18 protein-coding genes are annotated in these 18,143 nt (G+C 68.8%); 11 read left to right on the top strand and 7 right to left on the bottom strand.

Annotated elements, in window-relative coordinates:
* The first annotated feature begins 71 nt into the window (after positions 1-71).
* Positions 72-425, top strand: coding sequence for an iron-sulfur cluster insertion protein ErpA (gene erpA, locus ACFS27_RS01955; protein WP_253867609.1), 354 nt, complete (start codon positions 72-74; stop codon positions 423-425).
* Positions 426-637: 212 nt separating this feature from the next.
* Here erpA and ACFS27_RS01950 read toward each other — a convergent pair whose 3' ends face one another.
* Both ACFS27_RS01950 and ACFS27_RS01945 read right to left on the bottom strand, forming a co-directional pair.
* On the bottom strand, positions 638-883 hold the full coding sequence (locus tag ACFS27_RS01950) for a sulfurtransferase TusA family protein (RefSeq protein ID WP_377179802.1): 246 nt from the start codon (positions 881-883) through the stop codon (positions 638-640).
* A 58-nt stretch (positions 884-941) separates the two neighbouring features.
* Positions 942-2,090, bottom strand: coding sequence for a cysteine desulfurase family protein (locus tag ACFS27_RS01945; protein WP_377179800.1), 1,149 nt, complete (start codon positions 2,088-2,090; stop codon positions 942-944).
* 362 nt (positions 2,091-2,452) lie between these two features.
* On the opposite strand from ACFS27_RS01945, the gene ctaC reads away from it, so the two are divergent.
* The 4 genes from ctaC (at position 2,453) to ACFS27_RS01925 (ending at position 6,629) form a co-directional block, all read left to right on the top strand.
* On the top strand, positions 2,453-3,364 hold the full coding sequence (ctaC, locus tag ACFS27_RS01940) for an aa3-type cytochrome oxidase subunit II (RefSeq protein ID WP_449301504.1): 912 nt from the start codon (positions 2,453-2,455) through the stop codon (positions 3,362-3,364).
* Positions 3,364-5,178, top strand: coding sequence for an aa3-type cytochrome oxidase subunit I (gene ctaD, locus ACFS27_RS01935; protein WP_377179796.1), 1,815 nt, complete (start codon positions 3,364-3,366; stop codon positions 5,176-5,178). Before ctaC ends, ctaD begins: the two co-directional genes overlap by 1 nt.
* On the top strand, positions 5,175-5,576 hold the full coding sequence (locus tag ACFS27_RS01930) for a cytochrome c oxidase subunit 4 (protein WP_377179794.1): 402 nt from the start codon (positions 5,175-5,177) through the stop codon (positions 5,574-5,576). Before ctaD ends, ACFS27_RS01930 begins: the two co-directional genes overlap by 4 nt.
* Before the next feature lie 234 nt (positions 5,577-5,810).
* Positions 5,811-6,629: a hypothetical protein gene (locus ACFS27_RS01925; RefSeq protein WP_377179792.1), complete on the top strand. Its 819-nt coding sequence runs from the start codon at positions 5,811-5,813 to the stop codon at positions 6,627-6,629.
* A gap of 90 nt (positions 6,630-6,719) precedes the next feature.
* Here the strand turns inward: ACFS27_RS01925 and trpD are convergent, their stop codons facing one another.
* Together trpD and ACFS27_RS01915 are read right to left on the bottom strand one after the other, a co-directional pair.
* Positions 6,720-7,787 (bottom strand): anthranilate phosphoribosyltransferase, encoded by a 1,068-nt coding sequence (gene trpD, locus ACFS27_RS01920; protein WP_377179790.1) that lies wholly within the window; start codon positions 7,785-7,787, stop codon positions 6,720-6,722.
* On the bottom strand, positions 7,784-8,221 hold the full coding sequence (locus ACFS27_RS01915; RefSeq protein WP_377179788.1) for a hypothetical protein: 438 nt from the start codon (positions 8,219-8,221) through the stop codon (positions 7,784-7,786). Before ACFS27_RS01915 ends, trpD begins: the two co-directional genes overlap by 4 nt.
* Before the next feature lie 178 nt (positions 8,222-8,399).
* Here ACFS27_RS01915 and ctaE point away from each other — a divergent pair, with 178 nt between their 5' ends.
* From ctaE to qcrB (ACFS27_RS01885), 6 genes are all read left to right on the top strand, one after another.
* Complete coding sequence (ctaE, locus tag ACFS27_RS01910; protein WP_377179786.1) at positions 8,400-9,053, top strand: aa3-type cytochrome oxidase subunit III; 654 nt, start codon at positions 8,400-8,402, stop codon at positions 9,051-9,053.
* 107 nt (positions 9,054-9,160) lie between these two features.
* Positions 9,161-9,940 carry a cytochrome bc1 complex diheme cytochrome c subunit gene (gene qcrC, locus ACFS27_RS01905; RefSeq protein ID WP_377179784.1) on the top strand — a complete coding sequence of 260 codons (780 nt, stop codon included), beginning with the start codon at positions 9,161-9,163 and terminating at the stop codon, positions 9,938-9,940.
* A complete protein-coding gene (gene qcrA / locus ACFS27_RS01900) occupies positions 9,937-11,019 on the top strand; it encodes a cytochrome bc1 complex Rieske iron-sulfur subunit (protein WP_377179782.1) in 1,083 nt (360 codons plus the stop codon). Before qcrC ends, qcrA begins: the two co-directional genes overlap by 4 nt.
* The gene (gene qcrB, locus ACFS27_RS01895; RefSeq protein ID WP_377179780.1) at positions 11,016-12,728 is read left to right on the top strand and encodes a cytochrome bc1 complex cytochrome b subunit; all 1,713 of its coding nucleotides are present in this window, start codon (positions 11,016-11,018) and stop codon (positions 12,726-12,728) included. Before qcrA ends, qcrB (ACFS27_RS01895) begins: the two co-directional genes overlap by 4 nt.
* Before the next feature lie 166 nt (positions 12,729-12,894).
* Complete coding sequence (locus ACFS27_RS01890; protein WP_377179778.1) at positions 12,895-13,524, top strand: superoxide dismutase; 630 nt, start codon at positions 12,895-12,897, stop codon at positions 13,522-13,524.
* A 171-nt stretch (positions 13,525-13,695) separates the two neighbouring features.
* Entirely contained in the window at positions 13,696-15,363 is a 1,668-nt protein-coding gene (gene qcrB / locus ACFS27_RS01885; RefSeq protein WP_377179776.1) for a cytochrome bc1 complex cytochrome b subunit, read from the top strand.
* Between the two features lie 43 nt (positions 15,364-15,406).
* Here qcrB (ACFS27_RS01885) and ACFS27_RS01880 read toward each other — a convergent pair whose 3' ends face one another.
* The 3 genes from ACFS27_RS01880 to ACFS27_RS01870 are packed head-to-tail and all read right to left on the bottom strand — an operon-like array spanning position 15,407 to position 18,133.
* Positions 15,407-16,048 carry a gamma carbonic anhydrase family protein gene (locus tag ACFS27_RS01880; RefSeq protein WP_377179774.1) on the bottom strand — a complete coding sequence of 214 codons (642 nt, stop codon included), beginning with the start codon at positions 16,046-16,048 and terminating at the stop codon, positions 15,407-15,409.
* A 13-nt stretch (positions 16,049-16,061) separates the two neighbouring features.
* Positions 16,062-16,343, bottom strand: coding sequence for an Lrp/AsnC family transcriptional regulator (locus tag ACFS27_RS01875; RefSeq protein ID WP_253867636.1), 282 nt, complete (start codon positions 16,341-16,343; stop codon positions 16,062-16,064).
* Entirely contained in the window at positions 16,337-18,133 is a 1,797-nt protein-coding gene (locus ACFS27_RS01870) for a DEDD exonuclease domain-containing protein (RefSeq protein ID WP_377179772.1), read from the bottom strand. The genes ACFS27_RS01875 and ACFS27_RS01870 overlap by 7 nt, the downstream gene beginning before the upstream one ends.
* Between the last annotated feature and the right edge of the window lie 10 nt (positions 18,134-18,143).

Genomic DNA, 18,143 nt, shown 5'->3' with positions numbered 1-18,143 from the left:
ACGGACGGCCCGATGGGTTGGCACCGCTGAGACATCGACTACCGGTATGTCGAACACGATCGGGAGATGACATGACCGACACGACCACGGACATCGGGACCCACGGCGTCACCGTCACCGACGTCGCCGCGGGCAAGGTCCGTAGCCTGCTTGAGCAGGAAGGCCGCGACGACCTGCGTCTTCGCGTCGCGGTGCAGCCGGGTGGCTGCTCCGGGCTGATCTACCAGCTCTACTTCGACGAGCGTGTGCTCGACGGGGACGCGCTGCGTGACTACGACGGCGTCGAGGTCGTCGTGGACAAGATGAGCGTGCCGTACCTCGAGGGCGCCACGATCGACTTCAAGGACACCATCGAGCAGCAGGGCTTCACGATCGACAACCCGAACGCAGGCAGCGCGTGTGCCTGCGGCGGGTCGTTCTCCTGATCGAAGCTTGCTGCGCCGACCAGGCGTCTGCACGACGGCGGGCCGGTCACCTTCACGGGTGACCGGCCCGTCTGCTTGTCTCCGTGCGACGGGCGCTGGCCCATGTGATCGTCCGCGGGCCACGCCATCCTCTGCGGCCGGCGGGGTCGTCGCGCGGACGATGGCGTGGCCCGCAGAAGATCACGTGGTCGTCCGGCTGAGTGTTGCCCCGCTCAGTGCAGGCGCACGGTGACGGCCCAGCCGTCAGCGCCGCCGCCTGGCTCTGCCGCGTGCTCGACCGTCGCGACGTGCTCGTGGCCGCGCATGCGACACCACGCGGGCACGTCGAGCCTGGCGGCGGGATCGGTCGACAGCACGGTCAGCTCGGTGCCCGCAGGCAGGCCCTTCGCGGCCGCCGCGAGCCGGATCACGGGCAGGGGACAGCGCAGCCCTCGCGCGTCCACCAACGTGTCAGACACACGGGTCACCCTAGTGACTCCAGCGCCCGACGTCCTCGGGGCAGAGCCCCGGAGCGCCTCAGAGGCCGCCGACCCCGAGCATCTCCCGCACGCGCGCCACCGCTCCTGGCAGCACCGCGCAGAAGCGGTCCACCTCGTCGGCGGTGGTGCCGCGGTCCAGGGCGATCCGTACGTTGCCGTGCGTGAGCACGCCCATCGCGGCCAGCACGTGCGACGGCTCGAGCGTGCTCGCGGTGCACGCGGAGCCCGACCCGACCGCGAACCCGTGCCGGTCCAGCTCCGTCACGAGCGCCTCGCCGTCCACGTACAGGAACGAGAACGTCGCGACGTGGGGGAGTCGTCCGTCCGGGTCGCCCACCACCTCGACGTCGGGGATACGCGACACCTGCGCCCGCACGTGCTCGACGAGGTCTCTGCGGCGGGCCTCCTGCGCCGTCCGGTCGGCCTCGACCGCTTGCAGCGCCACCGCAGCGGCGAACGCGAGGGGCACGCTGACGCCGCCCGGCGCCCACTGGTCCTCGTCCTCCGGCCCCGTCGCGGCCGTGCGGACGCGCTGCCGGACCGCGAGCACCCCGACGCCCGCTGGCCCGCCCCAGTCGGCGGGGTCGGCGGCCAGGAGGTCCCAGGCCTGGGGCACGGACACGTGCCCGACGCTCGCTCCGGCGTCGACCAGGAGGGGGACGCCTGCCGCGCGTGCGGCGTCGTGCACCGCCTCGACCGGCTGGACCGTGCCGACCTCGCCGTTGGCGTGCTGCAGCGCCGCCAGCGCCGCTCCGGGAGCCCGGACGGCGGCGATCATCGCGTCGGCGTCGACCCTCCCGAGCCGGTTGACCGGGACGCTGCTCTGCTGGCCGGCGGCACGGGCGGCGTGGAGCAGGGCCGAACGCTCGACGGCACTGGTCACGATCGCGCTGCCGGCTCGCCGTCGGGCTGCGGCGGCCGACGCGACGGCCGCGTGGAGCGACGCCGTGTGTCCGGGAGTGAAGTGGACCTCCTGGGTCCGCGCCCCGAGCACCGCGGCGACCGCTTCCCGTGCGCCGTCGAGCAGTCGGGCGGCACGCCGGCCCTCTGCGTGCAGCCGGCGCGGGTCGGCCCAGCCGTCGGCGAGAGCCTGCTCGAACGCCTGCCGGGCGAGCGGGTGCCATGGGGCCCGGCCGCCGTTGTCGAGGTGCACCCGGTCGGGGGTGCTCGGGGTGGCGTGGCTCACACGTCCTCCTGCTCCTGTGTCGCGGCACGGGGTCCGCGGACACCTGCTCCTTGGCCGCCTGGTCAGCGCCCTCGGACGGGCACCGGCGGCGGTGTACGGCATGCTGCCGCGGTCCTTCGCCTGATCCTCGCACCCGTACCGGCCGGCCGGTCGTGCGGATCGTTCTGACACGTCCCTGGCCGGTGTCCTGAACAGCGTCGACGTGCGTCCCGGATGCGGAGAGGATCACGTCCGGGAGGGCGCGCTCAGGGCATCATCGGGCCCCGGAGCGCGCTAGGCTGCACTCATCGAGGACGAAGGTTCTGCGTGGAGCTCGGGAGGAAACCGGTGCGACGCGCCGGACGAGACGTGAAAGGCCTCCCTTGCACTCGCAGCCACCTACCCGCACCCGGCGGGCCATCATGCGCGCGTCGGCTCTTGCCGTCGGAGTCGCACTCCTGGCCTCCGGCTGTGCCAGTGATTCCGTTCAGCGCGGATACCTGCCCGGCTATTCCGACGGGGAGGTGACGAACCAGACTGCGCGCATCACCGACCTTTGGGTGGGCTCGTGGATTGCTGCCCTTGCTGTGGGCATCGTGACCTGGGGCCTGATGCTCTGGTGCATCGCGGCCTACCGGAAGCGCAAGGACGACCACCAGCTCCCCGTGCAGACGCGCTACCACCTGCCGCTCGAGCTCATGTACACGGCCGTGCCGATCATCATGGTGCTCGTGCTGTTCTGGTACACCGACCGGGACGTGACCGAGATCAACAGGGTTGACGGCACCGCGACCGAGCACATCCAGGTCATTGGCAAGCAGTGGAGCTGGGACTTCAACTACACCGACGCCGGCGTCTACGACTCCGGTGAGCACGAGGCCAACGTCGGGGAGCTCACCGCGGAGGACCAGGTGGACGGTGCGCCGGGTACCTCGCAGTCCTTCCCGACGCTCTACCTGCCGGTGGACGAGACCGTCGAGTTCACGCTGGACTCGCGTGACGTCATCCACTCGTTCTGGATCCCCGCGTTCCTGTACAAGCAGGACATGATCCCGGGCCGGACCAACACCTTCCAGGTCACGCCGACCCGTGAGGGCACGTACGCAGGCAAGTGCGCCGAGCTGTGCGGCGAGTTCCACTCCGGCATGCTCTTCAACGTGAAGGTCGTGTCGGCGGAGGAGTACGACGCCCACATGGCGGAGCTCGCAGCGAGGGGACAGACCGGCGAGCTCGGTATGGACCTCGCCCGGACACAAGGCCCGGTTGACGCCGAGGAAGAGGAGGCTGGGCACTGATGGCCGCAGCGACCACGACCGAGCTGATCCCGGGCCTCGCGCCCGGGCGCCAGACGCTCGGCCGGACCGTCATCAAGTGGATCACCTCCACTGACCACAAGACGATCGGGTACCTCTACCTGATCTCGTCGTTCCTGTTCTTCTGCATCGGCGGCCTGATGGCCCTGCTGATCCGGGCCGAGCTCTTCGAGCCGGGCATCCAGCTCGTGCAGAGCAAGGAGCAGTACAACCAGCTGTTCACGATGCACGGCACCGTGATGCTGCTGCTGTTCGCCACCCCGCTCTTCGCCGGCTTCGCGAACGTGATCATGCCGCTCCAGATCGGCGCGCCCGACGTCGCCTTCCCGCGCCTGAACATGTTTGCCTACTGGCTGTACCTGTTCGGCGGTCTCATCACGGTGGCGGGCTTCCTGACCCCGCAGGGCGCCGCGTCGTTCGGCTGGTTCGCGTACGCGCCGTTGTCGACCACGACCTACAGTCCAGGGCTCGGTGGTGACCTATGGGTGTTCGGCCTCGCGTTGGCGGGCTTCGGAACCATCCTCGGTGCGGTCAACTTCATCACCACGATCATCACCATGCGCGCCCCGGGCATGACCATGTTCCGGATGCCGATCTTCACCTGGAACACGCTGGTCACCAGCCTCCTGGTGCTGATGGCGTTCCCGCCGCTGGCCGCCGCGCTGTTCGCGCTGGGCGCTGACCGGCGCTTGGACGCGCAGATCTTCAACCCGGAGAACGGTGGGGCCATCCTCTGGCAGCACCTGTTCTGGTTCTTCGGGCACCCCGAGGTCTACATCATCGCGCTGCCGTTCTTCGGCATCGTGTCCGAGATCTTCCCGGTGTTCAGCCGCAAGCCGATCTTCGGCTACACGGGCCTGGTCTACGCGACCATCGCGATCGCAGCGCTGTCGGTGACCGTGTGGGCCCACCACATGTACGTGACGGGCGCGGTCATGCTGCCGTTCTTCGCGTTCATGACGATGTTGATCGCGGTGCCGACCGGGGTGAAGTTCTTCAACTGGATCGGCACCTTGTGGCGAGGGAAGCTCACGTTCGAGACGCCGATGCTGTGGAGCATCGGGTTCCTCGTGACGTTCCTCTTCGGCGGCCTGACCGGCATCATCCTGTCGAGCCCTGCCCTGGACTTCCAGCTCTCCGACTCGTACTTCGTGGTGGCGCACTTCCACTACGTCGTCTTCGGCACGGTCGTGTTCGCGATGTTCGCGGGCTTCTACTTCTGGTGGCCCAAGTTCACCGGCCGGATGCTGAGCGAGCGCCTGGGCAAGCTGCATTTCTGGCTGCTGTTCGTCGGCTTCCACACCACGTTCCTCATCCAGCACTGGCTGGGCGTCGAGGGCATGCCGCGCCGGTACGCGGACTACATGCCGGAGGAAGGCTTCACCTGGGAGAACCAGGTCTCGACGATCGGTGCGTTCATCCTCGCGGCGTCCACGCTGCCGTTCCTCTGGAACGTGTACGTCACCTGGCGCAAGGCGCCGATGGTCACCGTCGACGACCCGTGGGGCTACGGCCGCTCCCTGGAGTGGGCCACGTCCTGCCCGCCGCCGCGGCACAACTTCACGTCGCTCCCGCGGATCCGCTCGGAGTCGCCGGCGTTCGACCTGCACCACCCGGAGGTCGTCGCGATGGAGCACCCCGAGTACAACAGGGGCGTGCTCGACAACATCTACGGCGAGGCGGACCGGCGCGGCCAGGAGACGCAGGCGCAGCAGCGCGCGGCGGACGGCGGCGGCTCACCGCAGCAGAGCAGCACGACGGTCGTTGACACGCCGGACGAGGGGACCAGCAAGTGAAGATCGAGGCACGACTGTTCCTCTGGGGCACACCCTTCTTCGTCCTGGCCGGCGTGGTGTACGGGTACATGACCGACTGGCAGGAGCCCGTCGGATACCTGGGCATGCCGCTCGTCGGCGGCCTGGTGGCGATGATCGGCGCGTACCTGGCCCTGACGGCCCGGCGCATCGACGCTCGTCCCGAGGACAACCCGAACGGCAACATCGAGGACGCGGCGGGCGACCAGGGCGTGTACGCACCCTGGAGCTGGTGGCCGCTGGCCATCGCAGGCTCGGCCGCGATCTGCTTCCTCGGCCTGGCCGTGGGCTGGTGGGTGTTCTACATCGGCTTCTGCGCTGCGGTGATCGCGCTGGTGGGCTGGGTGTTCGAGTACTCGCGGGGTATCCACTCGCACTGACGCCTCGTCGGGGCTGAGCAGGAGAAGCCGGCCGGCGCACCCCGTGGGTGCGCCGGCCGGCTTCTCCTATTCCGTCGATCACGGCGTCGCCCATGCCGTCGACCGAGAATTCACCCGCGACTTCACCCCTCTCCAGGATTCGCCAGAGGCCTTCGGCTGATTGGATCGAAGGTCGCCAACCGGACACGGGTGCGCACAGGGCATCCACGGTGGCGAGACCGAGAGAGGTACGTCGTGCGAATTTCTCAGAGGATCGTGTCGCTGGCAGCCGCCGGACTGCTGACAGTCGGCCTGGCGGGTTGTGGCGCGGCGACCGACGACACGGCATCGGACACTGCGCCGGACGCTGCGTCGGAGGGGACAGAGCAGGCCCCGGCCGAGATAACGCAGGCGACGTTCGTCGAACGCGTCGGGGCCGCACAGGAGTCCGCGACCACGATGCACATCGAGTCGACCTACAGCGGCGCGCTGGCCGAGGCCGGAGGCATGGCCGGCGGAAGCATCCCGATGGACGTGGACGCCACCGACCCGGAATCACCTCGGATGTCGATGTCCATGGACGTCGAGGGCATGGAGCTCTCGATGATCGTCGTTGACAAGATCTACTACATCTCGATGGGCGAGCTCACCGAGGGAAAGTACATCAAGGCCACCGAGGAAGAGCTGATGAGCGATCCCGCGATGGGCTCGTTCCAGTCGATGTCCGACGCGCCGGACCCCAAGGCGCAGCTCGAGGGTTTCCAGGACGCCATCGTGTCGTTCGAGGCGAGCGGCACGGACACGGTCGGCGGGGCAGAGGTCGACCTCTACACCCTGGTCCTGGACCCCGCCAAGGTGACGGGCCCGCAGGTCGAGCAGCTCGACCCCGAGATGCTCGACGCCATGGGCGAGATGACCGTCGTCTACGCCTTGGACGAGGCCGACCGGCCCGCCCGGGTGGAGGTCACGATGGACATCGACGGGCAGGAGCTCGTCTCGACGTCCGAGTTCAGCCGGTGGGGCGAGGACCTCGGCATCGAGGCGCCTCCGGCGGACCAGATCGTCGAGCAGTGACCGGTCCGCGATGACCGACGGGCCGGGCACCCTCTGGGTACCCGGCCCGTGCGTCACTGTCGGCGGCCCTGCGGCACTGCCGCCCGGCCCTCAGCGGCTGGCGGCGACCCAGCGGTCCAGCGCGGCCTGTGCGGAGCCGTCGTCGACGGCCTGCGCTGCCAGCTCGATCCCCGCAGCGAGGCGTTCCACGAGCGTCCCGGAGCCAGGGCCGGTACCGGGCAGCGTGCCGTCGGCGACCAGGCCGGACGCCGCGTTGAGCAGCACCGTCTCGCGGACGGGGCCGTCCTGCCCTGCGAAGACCGCGCGGGCGACCCCCGCGTTGTAGGCGGCGTCGTGGCCGCGCAGGTCCTCGACCTTGATGCGCGTGAGGCCGAGGTCGGCGGCCGGGTCGAGGCGGTGCTCGACGACCGTGCCGCCCTCAGCACCGGGCAGCACCTCCCACACGGTGGCGCCCGACGTGGCGGCGAGCTCGTCGAGGCCCTCGTCGCCCCTGAACACGAGCGCGGACTTGCCGCGCTCGGCGAACACCCCCGCCATAAGCGGCGCCATCCGGGCGTCAGCACAGCCGACGGCGGCTGCCCGCGGCTGGGCCGGGTTGGTGAGCGGCCCCAGGAAGTTGAACGCCGTCGGCACCCCCAGCTCCCTGCGGGTCTGGCCCGCGTGCCGCATGGACGGGTGGAAGGCAGCGGCGAAGCAGAAGGTGATGCCCGCCTCGCGGGCGATCTGCGCCACCCGCTCCGGTGTGTGGTCCAGCCGGATGCCGAGCTCCTCCAGCACGTCTGCGCTGCCCGACGACGACGAGGCCGCCCGGTTGCCGTGCTTCACCACCCGCAGACCCGTTCCCGCGATGACCACTGACGCCATCGTGGAGATGTTCACGGTGTGCGCGCGGTCGCCACCGGTGCCGACGATGTCGACGGACGGGCCGGGCACGTCGATCCGGGTCGCGTGCCGGACCATCGAGTCGGTCAGGCCGGCGAGCTCCTCGACCGTCTCACCCTTGGCACGCAGGGCCACGAGGAACCCGCCGAGCTGGACGGGGGAGACCTCGCCCGTCATCACCTGGTCCATCGCCCAGCCGGCCTCGGCCTGGCTCAGGTCGACCCCGGTGATCAGCCCGGCGAGCAGGCCGGACCACGTGGGTGCCTCGAGGTTCACGCGGTACCCGCCAGGAGCTTCGCGACTGCCTCCTGGACCTTGATGGCGTCGAGCGGGCGGGAGACCACGCCGTCGGCCAGGGACCAGGAGGCGAGCCACGCGTCCTCGGGGCGGCCGGTGAGGATGAGCACCGGCGGGCACTCGTAGATCTCGTTCTTGAGCTGGCGGCACAGTCCCATGCCGCCGGTCTGGTCGGCCTCACCGTCGAGGACGAGCAGGTCCCACTTCTCGTTGTCGGCCTTGTCCACCACTGCGGCGGGGGTGGCGGCCTCGATCCACTCGATGTCGGGCGCACCTGCGTGCAGGCGTGGCCCGACGGCGAGTCGGACCTGCTCACGCACCGTGCGGTCGTCGCTGTACAGGAGGACTCGCGGGCTCGACGTCGCCACACCGTTCGCACCTGCGCTGGTCACATCCGTCGTCATGCCGGTCATGCGTCGATCGTGGCACAGTCCCCGCTCGCACGGCAGATTTGTCCGCGCTCTTTTCATGGCACTCTGCTGGATCGCGTCAGCAAGAGACGTCGCAGGTAGTGCCTTGGAAGGACTTTGTGAGATTCGACGCGAGCGTCATGGGCGCCTCGGCGTTCGGGACACCCGAATGTCGGCCATAATGGCTGTCGTGTCGACCGCAACGGCTGCAGCCAACCCCACGCACCAGCACGTGACAGTCAATCGTCCGAACCCGGTCTCGGTCGGGACGATCGTCTGGCTCGCGAGTGAGCTCATGTTCTTCGCAGCGCTCTTCGCGATGTACTTCACGGTCAGGCAGACGATGCCCGCCGAGGAGTGGGCGCTGCAGGCGGACAAGCTGAACATCACCTTCTCGACGATCAACACGATCGTCCTGGTGCTGTCCTCCTTCACCTGCCAGTGGGCGGTCTTCAAGGCTGAGCAGTTCAAGCCGTCGCGCTCCGGCAAGCTCTACCAGTTCTGGACGTGGGGCATGCACGAGTGGCTCACGATGACCTACGTGATGGGTGCGTTCTTCATCGGCGGCCAGATCTTCGAGTACGCCGAGCTGGTCGGCCACGGCCTGACGATCTCGTCCAGCGCATACGGCTCGGTCTTCTACCTGACCACCGGCTTCCACGGCCTCCACGTGCTCGGCGGTCTGATCGCATTCCTCTTCGTGCTCGGCCGCTCCTTCGCGGCCAAGCGCTTCGGTCACCACGAGGCCACCACCACGATCGTCACGTCCTACTACTGGCACTTCGTCGACGTGGTGTGGATCGCGCTGTTCGCGGTGATCTACCTGCTGCAGTGACCCCGTAGCGACCACGCCTTGCGGGCGTGCGTCGAGCGTGGCCCGTGCGGTGGCATAGGTTCATAACAGAGAAGCTCAAACACTCACAGCGAGACGAGGACATTTTCGTGAAGGCACTCGCCGCCCGCAGGCATCACCGGTTGGCTCCGGTCGTGCTTCTGCTGCTGGCGCTGCTGACCACGGGCGGCGTCTATGCCGCCCTGGCTCCGAGTACGGCTCAGGCCGAGACCGTCAGCACCGCGGACATCGAGACCGGTAAGAAGTTGTTCCAGGCCAACTGCGCGACGTGCCACGGCTCGAACGCGGAAGGCAGAGACGGCGTGCCGTCCCTGGTCGGCGTCGGCGCAGCTGCCGTCGACTTCCAGGTGTCGACCGGTCGTATGCCGATGCAGATGAACGGCCCGCAGGCCGAGGCGAAGCCGCCGCAGTTCAACGAGGAGCAGACCGCGGCCCTGGCCGGGTACGTCGCCTCGCTGGGCGCCGGACCTGCCATCCCTACGGACGAGCAGGTGGACCCCTCCAAGGGCGACGCGGCCAACGGCATGGCCCTGTTCCGTACCAACTGCGCCATGTGCCACAACGCCGTGGGTGCCGGTGGTGCGCTCTCGGAGGGCAAGTTCGCACCCTCGCTGTGGGACACGTCCGAGCGGAACCTCTACCAGGCGATGCTCACCGGCCCGCAGTCGATGCCGGTGTTCAACGACGCCAACATCAACCCCGACGAGAAGCGCGACATCATCACCTTCCTCGTCGAGCAGCGTGAAGGTTCGGCCGGTGGCGCTTCACTCGGTGCTCTCGGGCCGGTGTCCGAGGGTCTGTGGGCGTTCGTGATCGGTATGGGCCTGCTCATCGGCGCAGCCGTGTGGATCGGAGCGAAGTCCTCGTGAGCGAGAACCGGAACGAGAACCAGAACAACCTGGGTGACACCTCCTCCGACGTGACGGTGTCCCCGGGGACGGGCACCGCCGTCGGGCCTGCGGAGCGATTCCAGGACCCGGGCGTGCCGGAGCACAAGCACCGCCTCACCGACACGGACCCGCGCGCGGCCAAGCGCGCCGAGCGGACAGTGACCTTCCTGTTCGTCCTGTCGATCCTCGGCACGATCGGCTCGATCGTCGCCTACGTGCTGGTCCCGCCGGACGGCACGACGTCGGGCGTCCGGCTGTCGACCCTCCTGATCGGCCTCGGCCTCGCGGTGTCGCTGCTCGGCATCGGCATCGCAGGCATCCACTGGGCCAAGGCGCTCATGGGCGACCGCGAGTTCGTGCAGGAGCGCCACACCCTCGCCACACAGGGCGAGGACCGCGAGACCGCGATCAAGGACCTGAACGAGGGCCTCGAGGACTCGGGCGTCGTCGGACGGCGCGGCATGCTCAAGGGCGCGTTCTTCGGTGCCCTGGCGCTGTTCCCGCTCGCCATCGCCGTGCCGCTGATCGGCTCGGTGGGTGGCGACTGGAACATCTCCAAGTTCAAGCACACGATGTGGAAGCGTGGCATGCGCCTCGCGATCGACCCGTCGGGTCGTCCCATCAAGGCCAGCGACGTCACCGTGGGTTCGGTGTTCCACGTGGTCCCTGAGACCACCGAGGAGTTCCGCGAGACGCACGAGTGGATCACGGAGAAGTCGAAGGCCGTCGTCCTGATGGTGCGCCTCAACCCGGAGGACCTCCGGACCGACCAGTCGCCAGAGGGTGAGGACTGGTCGTACGAGGGCATCGTCGCCTACTCGAAGATCTGCACGCACGTGGGCTGCCCTGTGGCGCTCTACGAGCAGCAGACGCACCACCTCCTGTGCCCCTGCCACCAGTCGACGTTCGACATCGCCGACAGCGCGAAGGTCGTCTTCGGCCCGGCCAACCGCCGGCTGCCGCAGCTGCCGATCACCGTCGACTCCGAGGGCTACCTCGTGGCGCAGGACGACTTCGCCGAGCCCATCGGCCCGAGCTTCTGGGAGCGCCTGAAGTGAGCACCGCGACCGACGACACCAAGCGCGACGCGCCGGCCAAGCCGACGACGCCCGTCGGCAAGGCCGCTGACTACCTGGACCAGCGGACCTCCATCGGCGTGGCCGTCAAGGAGTTCGCCCGCAAGGTCTTCCCGGACCACTGGTCCTTCATGCTGGGCGAGATCGCCCTGTTCTCGTTCGTCGTGCTGATCATCTCGGGCATCTTCCTGACGATGTTCTTCGAGCCGTCGATGGCGCTCACGCGCTACGAGGGCGAGCACCCGGCGAGCATGCACGGCGAGCTCATGTCCGTGGCGTTCGCCTCGACCGTCGACATGTCGTTCGAGGTGCGCGGCGGCCTGCTGATGCGGCAGATCCACCACTGGTCGGCGCTGGTCTTCATGGCGTCGATCGTGGTGCACATGATGCGCGTGTTCTTCACCGGTGCGTTCCGCAAGCCGCGCGAGATCAACTGGATCGTCGGTCTTCTCCTGATGATCCTCGGTCTGGCCGCCGGCTTCACCGGCTACTCCCTGCCGGACGACGTGCTGTCCGGCAACGGCCTGCGCATCACCGACGGCGTGGTCAAGGCGATCCCGGTGGTCGGCTCGTTCATGTCGTACATGATCTTCGGCGGCGAGTTCCCCGGCCACCACATCGTGCCCCGGTTGTTCACGCTGCACATCCTGGTGGTGCCGGGCATCCTGCTCGCGCTGATCGCCCTCCACCTGTTCCTCATGGTGCTGCAGAAGCACACCCAGTTCCCCGGCGGTGGCCGCACCGACAAGAACGTCGTCGGCTACCCCGCCCTTCCGGTGTACGTCGCCAAGATGACCGGAAACTTCTTCATCGTCTTCGGCGTGCTGGCGCTCATGGGTGCCACGCTCTCGATCAACAACGTGTGGAACTACGGCGCGTTCGACCCGTCACCGGTGTCCGCAGGCGCGCAGCCGGACTGGTACATGCTGTTCCTGGAGGGGTCGCTGAGACTCATGCCAGGACCGGGCTGGGAATGGGTCATCTTCGGGTACACGCTCCCGATGAACGTGATCATCCCCGCGATGGTCATCCCGGGCCTCCTGTTCACGTTCCTGTTCGTCTATCCCTTCGTCGAGGCGCGCGTCACGCGTGACGACAAGGAGCACCACGTGCTCGACCGCCCGCGCAACGTGCCGGTGCGCACCGGCCTGGGGGTCGCGTTCCTCGCGGCGTTCATCATCCTGGCCCTTGCCGGGTCGAACGACCTCATCGCCACGCACTTCGCACTCTCGATCAACGCGATCACCTGGGTGTTCCGTGTCCTGTTCTTCGTGGGGCCGGTGTTTGCCTACTACATCACCAAGCGCATCTGCCTCGGGCTGCAGCGCAAGGACCGCGAGCTGGTGCTGCACGGCCACGAGTCGGGTCGCATCGTGCGCTATGCGAACGGCGAGTACATCGAGGTCCACACTCCGCTCGACGAGCAGGAGCGCTGGCTGCGCGTCAACTACGAGGCGCCGGCTCCGCTGGAGATCGCCCCGAAGACCGACGCGCGGGGCGTCAAGCGCAAGGGCTATGCCGCTGACAAGCGGTGGCAGGGCCTGTCCCGGTTCTTCTACGAGGACCGCGTGTCGCCTGTCACCCCGGCGGAGGTCGAGGCCGCGCACTCGCACGGAGAGCACGACCAGCTGAACGGCTCCGAGCGCCAGGCCGTCGAGGCCGGTGCGGGAACCACCTCGCGGGAGCACTGAGCGACCTGCGACACCAAGCGATGGCCCGTGTCTCCCGGTCCGTGAATGCGGCCGGGGACACGGGCCATTGCCGTCCCGGCGGGCACCACTTCTGGCGCGCGACCAGGACGGCGTCTTCCCCCGCCCACCGTCCGGTGTGCGGCCCGATCCTGGAGGTACCTCAGCAATGGCTGTTTACACGCTCCCTGACCTGACCTACGACTACGCCGCGCTCGAGCCCCACATCTCGGGCAAGATCATGGAGCTGCACCACTCCAAGCACCACGCGACGTACGTCAAGGGCGCGAACACTGCCCTCGAGCAGCTCGAGGAGGCCCGCGAGACGGGCAACCTGGCAAACGTCAACAAGATCGAGAAGGACCTCGCGTTCAACCTCGGTGGTCACATCAACCACTCGATCTTCTGGACGAACATGGCGCCAGAGGCCGGCGGCGAGCCGACCGGCGACATCGCCGCCGCGATCGACGAGCACTTCGGCTCGTTCGAGAAGTTCAAGGCGCACTTCACTGCCGTTGCCGCCGGTGTGCAGGGTTCCGGCTGGGCCGTGCTGGCCTGGGACTCCATCGGTCAGAAGCTGGTCGTGGTTCAGCTGTTCGACCAGCAGGGCAACATCCCCTTCGCGCTCACCCCCGTCCTGATGCTGGACTGCTGGGAGCACGCCTACTACATCGACTACCTGAACGTGCGCCCGGACTACATCAAGGCCTGGTGGAACCTGGTGTCCTGGAGCAACGTCTCCGAGCGCCTGGGCCGGGCCAAGACGCAGACCGCGGGCCTCATCGTCCCGTCGGCCTGACCGGCTGATCAGATCCGGCGCACCCTGGGGGACGAGCTCCCCGAGGGTGCGCCGGATCTTTCCTGTCACGGATCGGTCACCTAATTCGTCATCCGGGTGGAAGGCAACACCTGGCACGGTGTCTACTGGGTCTACTGGAAGGCACGTGTCACCTACCCCAGGAGTGATGGCGTGGCAAAGAAGCAGCGTCCGACCGGCGTCGGCAAGGCCGCCGACTACCTGGACCAGCGCACGAGCATCGGTGTGCTGGTCAAGGAGTTCGCGCGCAAGGTGTTCCCTGACCACTGGTCCTTCATGCTGGGCGAGATCGCCCTCTTCTCGTTCGTGGTCCTGATCGCCTCTGGCTTCTTCCTGACGATGTTCTTCGAGCCGTCCATGGCGCTGGTGCGCTACGAGGGCGAGCACCCTGCGGCGATGCACGGCCAGCTCATGTCGGCGGCGTTCAGCTCCACGGTCGAGATGTCGTTCGAGGTGCGCGGCGGCCTGCTGATGCGACAGATCCACCACTGGTCTGCCCTGATCTTCGTGTTCTCGATAGTGGTCCACATGTTCCGGATCTTCTTCACCGGCGCGTTCCGCAAGCCACGCGAGATCAACTGGCTGGTCGGTGCCACCATGCTGATCCTGGCGCTGGCTGCCGGCTTCACCGGCTACTCGTTGCCCGACGACGTCCTGTCGGGCAACGGGCTGCGCATCATCGACGGCGTGGTCAAGTCGATCCCGGTGATCGGTTCCTGGACGTCGATCCTGGTGTTCGGCGGTGAGTTCCCCGGCCACCACATCATCCCGCGGCTCTTCACCCTCCACATCTTCGTGATCCCTGGGCTGTTGATCGCGCTCATCGCGCTGCACCTGTTCCTCATGGTGCTGCAGAAGCACACCCAGTACCCGGGCGGTGGGCGTACCGACAAGAACGTGGTGGGCTACCCGGCGCTGCCGGTGTACGTCGCCAAGATGACGGGCAACTTCTTCATCATCGCGGGCGTGCTGACCCTGATGGGCGCCACGATGGCGATCAACAACGTGTGGAACTACGGCCCGTACGACCCCTCACCCGTCTCGGCGGGTACGCAGCCGGACTGGTACATCCTGTTCGTCGACGGCGCGCTGCGCCTCATGCCAGGACCGGGCTGGGAGTGGGTCATCGGCGGGTACACGCTGAGCATGAACCTGCTGATCCCCGCCCTGGTGGTACCGGGGATCCTGTTCACGCTGCTGTTCGGGTGGCCGTTCCTCGAGGCCAAGGTGACGGGTGACCACAAGGAGCACCACGTGCTCGACCGGCCCCGCAACCGGCCGGTGCGTACAGGAGTGGGCGTGGCGATCCTCGTCGCGTTCGTGGTCTGTGCCCTGGCCGCGACGAACGACCTCATCGCCACGCACTTCTCGCTCGACATCTTCGCGATCACCTGGGCGCTGCGCGTGCTGGTGTTCGTGGGTCCGGTGCTCGCGTTCTGGGTGACCAAACGGGTGTGCCTCGGGCTGCAGCGCAAGGACCGGGAGCTGGTGCTGCACGGGCACGAGTCCGGCCGCATCGTGCGCTTCGCCAACGGCGAGTACATCGAGGTGCACACTCCGCTCGACGAGGAGGAGCGCTGGCTGCGCGTCAACTACGAGTCGCCGGCGCCACTGGAGATCCAGCCCCTCACGGACGGGCGTGGTGTGCGGCGCCCGGGGTACAGGTCCGACCGTCGCTGGCAGAAGGTGTCCCGGTTCTTCTACGAGGACCGCGTGTCACCTGTCACGCCTGCCGAGCTCGAGGCCGCGCACTCGCACGGCCGGCACGACGAGATCGAGCCGAAGGCGCCGACCGGTGCCGGTGCCGGCAGCAGCAGCTGAACAGAGCGGCTGACCCCTTCGCACCACAAGGGCTGCTGCGGCGCTAGCCGAGATTCAGAACCTCATCGTCGGCGTGCGTGCCGAACTCGGCCACGCGCACCTCCGCGATGCGTTCGTACCGGCTGATCCGGTCGGTCCACTCCGCGTCGACGCCGAACGCCACCTGCGCGAAGCCCACCCGCCGGACGGCCTCGGCCAGGCCGGGATCGCCAGGGGCCAGCAGCCGGACCGGCGCGTCAAGGGCCACGGTGTGCGGCGGCACGAAGTACTCGTCCGGCACAACGGTGCCCGCATGGACGAGCGCGCCGACAGCGACCACCGAGCCGGCCCCCAACCGCGCGCGCTGCAGGACCGTCGCCGAGGTCGCCACATAGACGCACCTGCCGACCTCGGAGCCCAGCAGCGTGGCATGCGGCCCCACGAAGACGTGGTCGGCGACAAGGACCGGCTGATCGCCGGCGACCGCAGACCCGCGCAGCACCGCGTTCTCGCAGATCACCGTCGCTTCCCCGACCTCGATCCGCGACCCCTCGGCATCGAGCACCGCGCCGTACATCACCCGCGCCCTCGGCCCCACCCGGACATCACCGACCAGCGTGGCCGTCGGGGCGACATAGGCGGTGGGATGGACCTGCGGTTCATGCCCGAGGTGCCGGATACGGATTCCCTGCGCTGCAGCGGTCATGAGCAGACAGGCACTAGTCGTCGAGCCCGAGGGCGAACGCCTGCTCCAGGTCTGCCTTGGAGAACGCGCGGAAGGCGATGAGGGTCTCGGTGTTCTGCACGCCCGGCACCTTGTTCACCGTGTCGGACACGACGCCGGCGAGCTGCTCGTGCTCGGGTACGCGCACGATGGCGACGAGGTCGGTCTTGCCCGTCACGGAGAAGACCTCGCTCACCCCGTCGATGTTCGCGACCTCCTGCGCGACCTCGGGGATGCGGGACGTCTCGGCGTCGATGAGGACGATCGCGGTCAGCATGCCGTCATCGTATCCACCTGCAGCGGGTTCTCGGGCTCTCCGGGCCCGATCGAGGTGCGCACCCGGTCCGACGCCCATGCGAGGTCCGCGTGCGCACCGGCCGCGCGCACCGGGCACGCCCAGGTGTCGCTGACGTGCACCAGCCGGACGCCGGGGGAGTCGAGCCACGCGATCAGCAGGTCCGTCTCCTCCGGGTGCGCGGCGGGCGACGGCGGGACCGGGGGCTCGACGTGCTCCGCCGTCGTGCGCAGAGCGGACACCAGGGGGAGCGGACTCGCACCGGGCGCCGAGACGTCGGTGGCGGCCAGCCGACCGTGCTTGATCACGACGATCTCCCAGCCGCCGGGCCTGCCCGGGGCGTCGCCGATGCCCGACGGCCGTGCGGCGACCAGCTCGGCGCACCCCGAGAGCGGCATCAGCTTCTGCGCCCGGTGCGCGCCCGAGACGAAGGCACGTAACCGCCGGGTGACCTCGCCCGCCTCCTCGTACCGTTCCTGGTGGGCGAGCGTCGCGATCCGGTCGGAGAGCGCCCGCACCACCGGGGCGGGATCACCGGTCAGTGCGCGGTGGGCGGCGTCGGCCACCTGCGTGTACGACGTGTCGGGGCCCTCCGTCGCGACGCACGGGGCGGAGCAGCGGCCCATGCCGGCCAGGGCGCACGGGCTGCCCGGAGTCTTGGAGACCAGCGGTATGCGCGCGGTGCACTGGCGGAGGTCGAGGGCGTCGTGCAGGGCGTGGACGGCCTCCTGCGCGGTGCGCCGGGACGCGAACGGGCCGATGTGCGCGGCGCCCGCCACCACACCGCCCACGACCGAGAGCCGCGGGTAGGCCTCGTCGGTGAGGCGTACCCAGGAGTGCCGCTCCGGGAACTTCGAGCGCCGGTTGTAGCGCGGGGCGTGCTCCGTGATGAGCCGCAGCTCGCGCACCTGCGCCTCCAGCGGGGTGGCACACGCGACCGGCGTGACCCGCTCGGCGATGCGCACCATCTCCGTGATCCGCTTCCGCTTCTCGGCGGCGGTGAAGTACGAACGCACACGCTTGCGGATGTTGACCGACGTCCCGACGTACAGGACCTCGTCACCCGGGCCCCTGAACAGGTAGACCCCTGGCGCGTCGGGCAGGTCGTCGGCGAGATGCCGCTTGCGGCGCACCTCTGGCGGCACCGGGTCAGCGGCCGTCGCCAGGTCCTCGAGGTGCGTGACGCCCATCGGTGCGAGCCGGTCGAAGAGGGCGTGCAGCACGTCGACGGTCGCGCGCGCGTCCGCCAGCGCGCGGTGGTCGGGGGAGACGCTCGCACGGAACAGGCGGGCGAGCGTGGACAGCTTGTGGTTGGGCGCCTCGTCACGCGTGACCAGCCGCCGGGCCAGCGGCACCGTGTCCACGACGTCGAAACCCGGCCACTCGTAGTCGAGCCGGGCGCACATGGCCTTGAGGAACCCGACGTCGAACGGCGCGTTGTGCGCCACGAGCACCGTGTCGCGCGCGAACTCCAGGAAGCTCGGCAGCACCAGGGCGATGTCCGGCGCCGTGGCGACCATGGCGTTGGTGATGCCGGTCAGCCGCGCGATGAACGCCGGAACGGGCTGCCCCGGGTTCACGAGTGACTGGAACTCACCCAGCACCTCGCCGCCGCGCACCTTCACGGCCCCGATCTCGGTGATGCCGCCCTCTTTGGCGTTCGTCCCCGTGGTCTCCAGGTCCACCACCACGAAGGTCACGTCCCGCAGCGGCGTGCCGAGCTCCTCGAACGTTGCCTGGTATGCGGATGCGGTGGTGCTCACGGCGTGCACGCTAGCTGGC

Origin of the sequence: Promicromonospora vindobonensis, from assembly GCF_042685865.1 — a bacterium.
Classification (GTDB): Bacteria; Actinomycetota; Actinomycetes; order Actinomycetales; family Cellulomonadaceae; genus Promicromonospora; species Promicromonospora vindobonensis.
This window is presented reverse-complemented; position numbering and strand designations above follow the sequence as displayed.

Excerpts from the sequence above, each read along its gene's own strand:
- erpA (WP_253867609.1), top strand. The coding sequence starts at position 72 with ATGACCGACACGACCACGGACATCGGGACCCACGGCGTCACCGTCACC.
- ctaD (WP_377179796.1), top strand. The coding sequence starts at position 3,364 with ATGGCCGCAGCGACCACGACCGAGCTGATCCCGGGCCTCGCGCCCGGG.
- ACFS27_RS01915 (WP_377179788.1), bottom strand. The coding sequence starts at position 8,221 with ATGACCGGCATGACGACGGATGTGACCAGCGCAGGTGCGAACGGTGTG.
- ctaE (WP_377179786.1), top strand. The coding sequence starts at position 8,400 with ATGGCTGTCGTGTCGACCGCAACGGCTGCAGCCAACCCCACGCACCAG.
- ACFS27_RS01890 (WP_377179778.1), top strand. The coding sequence starts at position 12,895 with ATGGCTGTTTACACGCTCCCTGACCTGACCTACGACTACGCCGCGCTC.
- ACFS27_RS01880 (WP_377179774.1), bottom strand. The coding sequence starts at position 16,048 with ATGACCGCTGCAGCGCAGGGAATCCGTATCCGGCACCTCGGGCATGAA.
- ACFS27_RS01875 (WP_253867636.1), bottom strand. The coding sequence starts at position 16,343 with ATGCTGACCGCGATCGTCCTCATCGACGCCGAGACGTCCCGCATCCCC.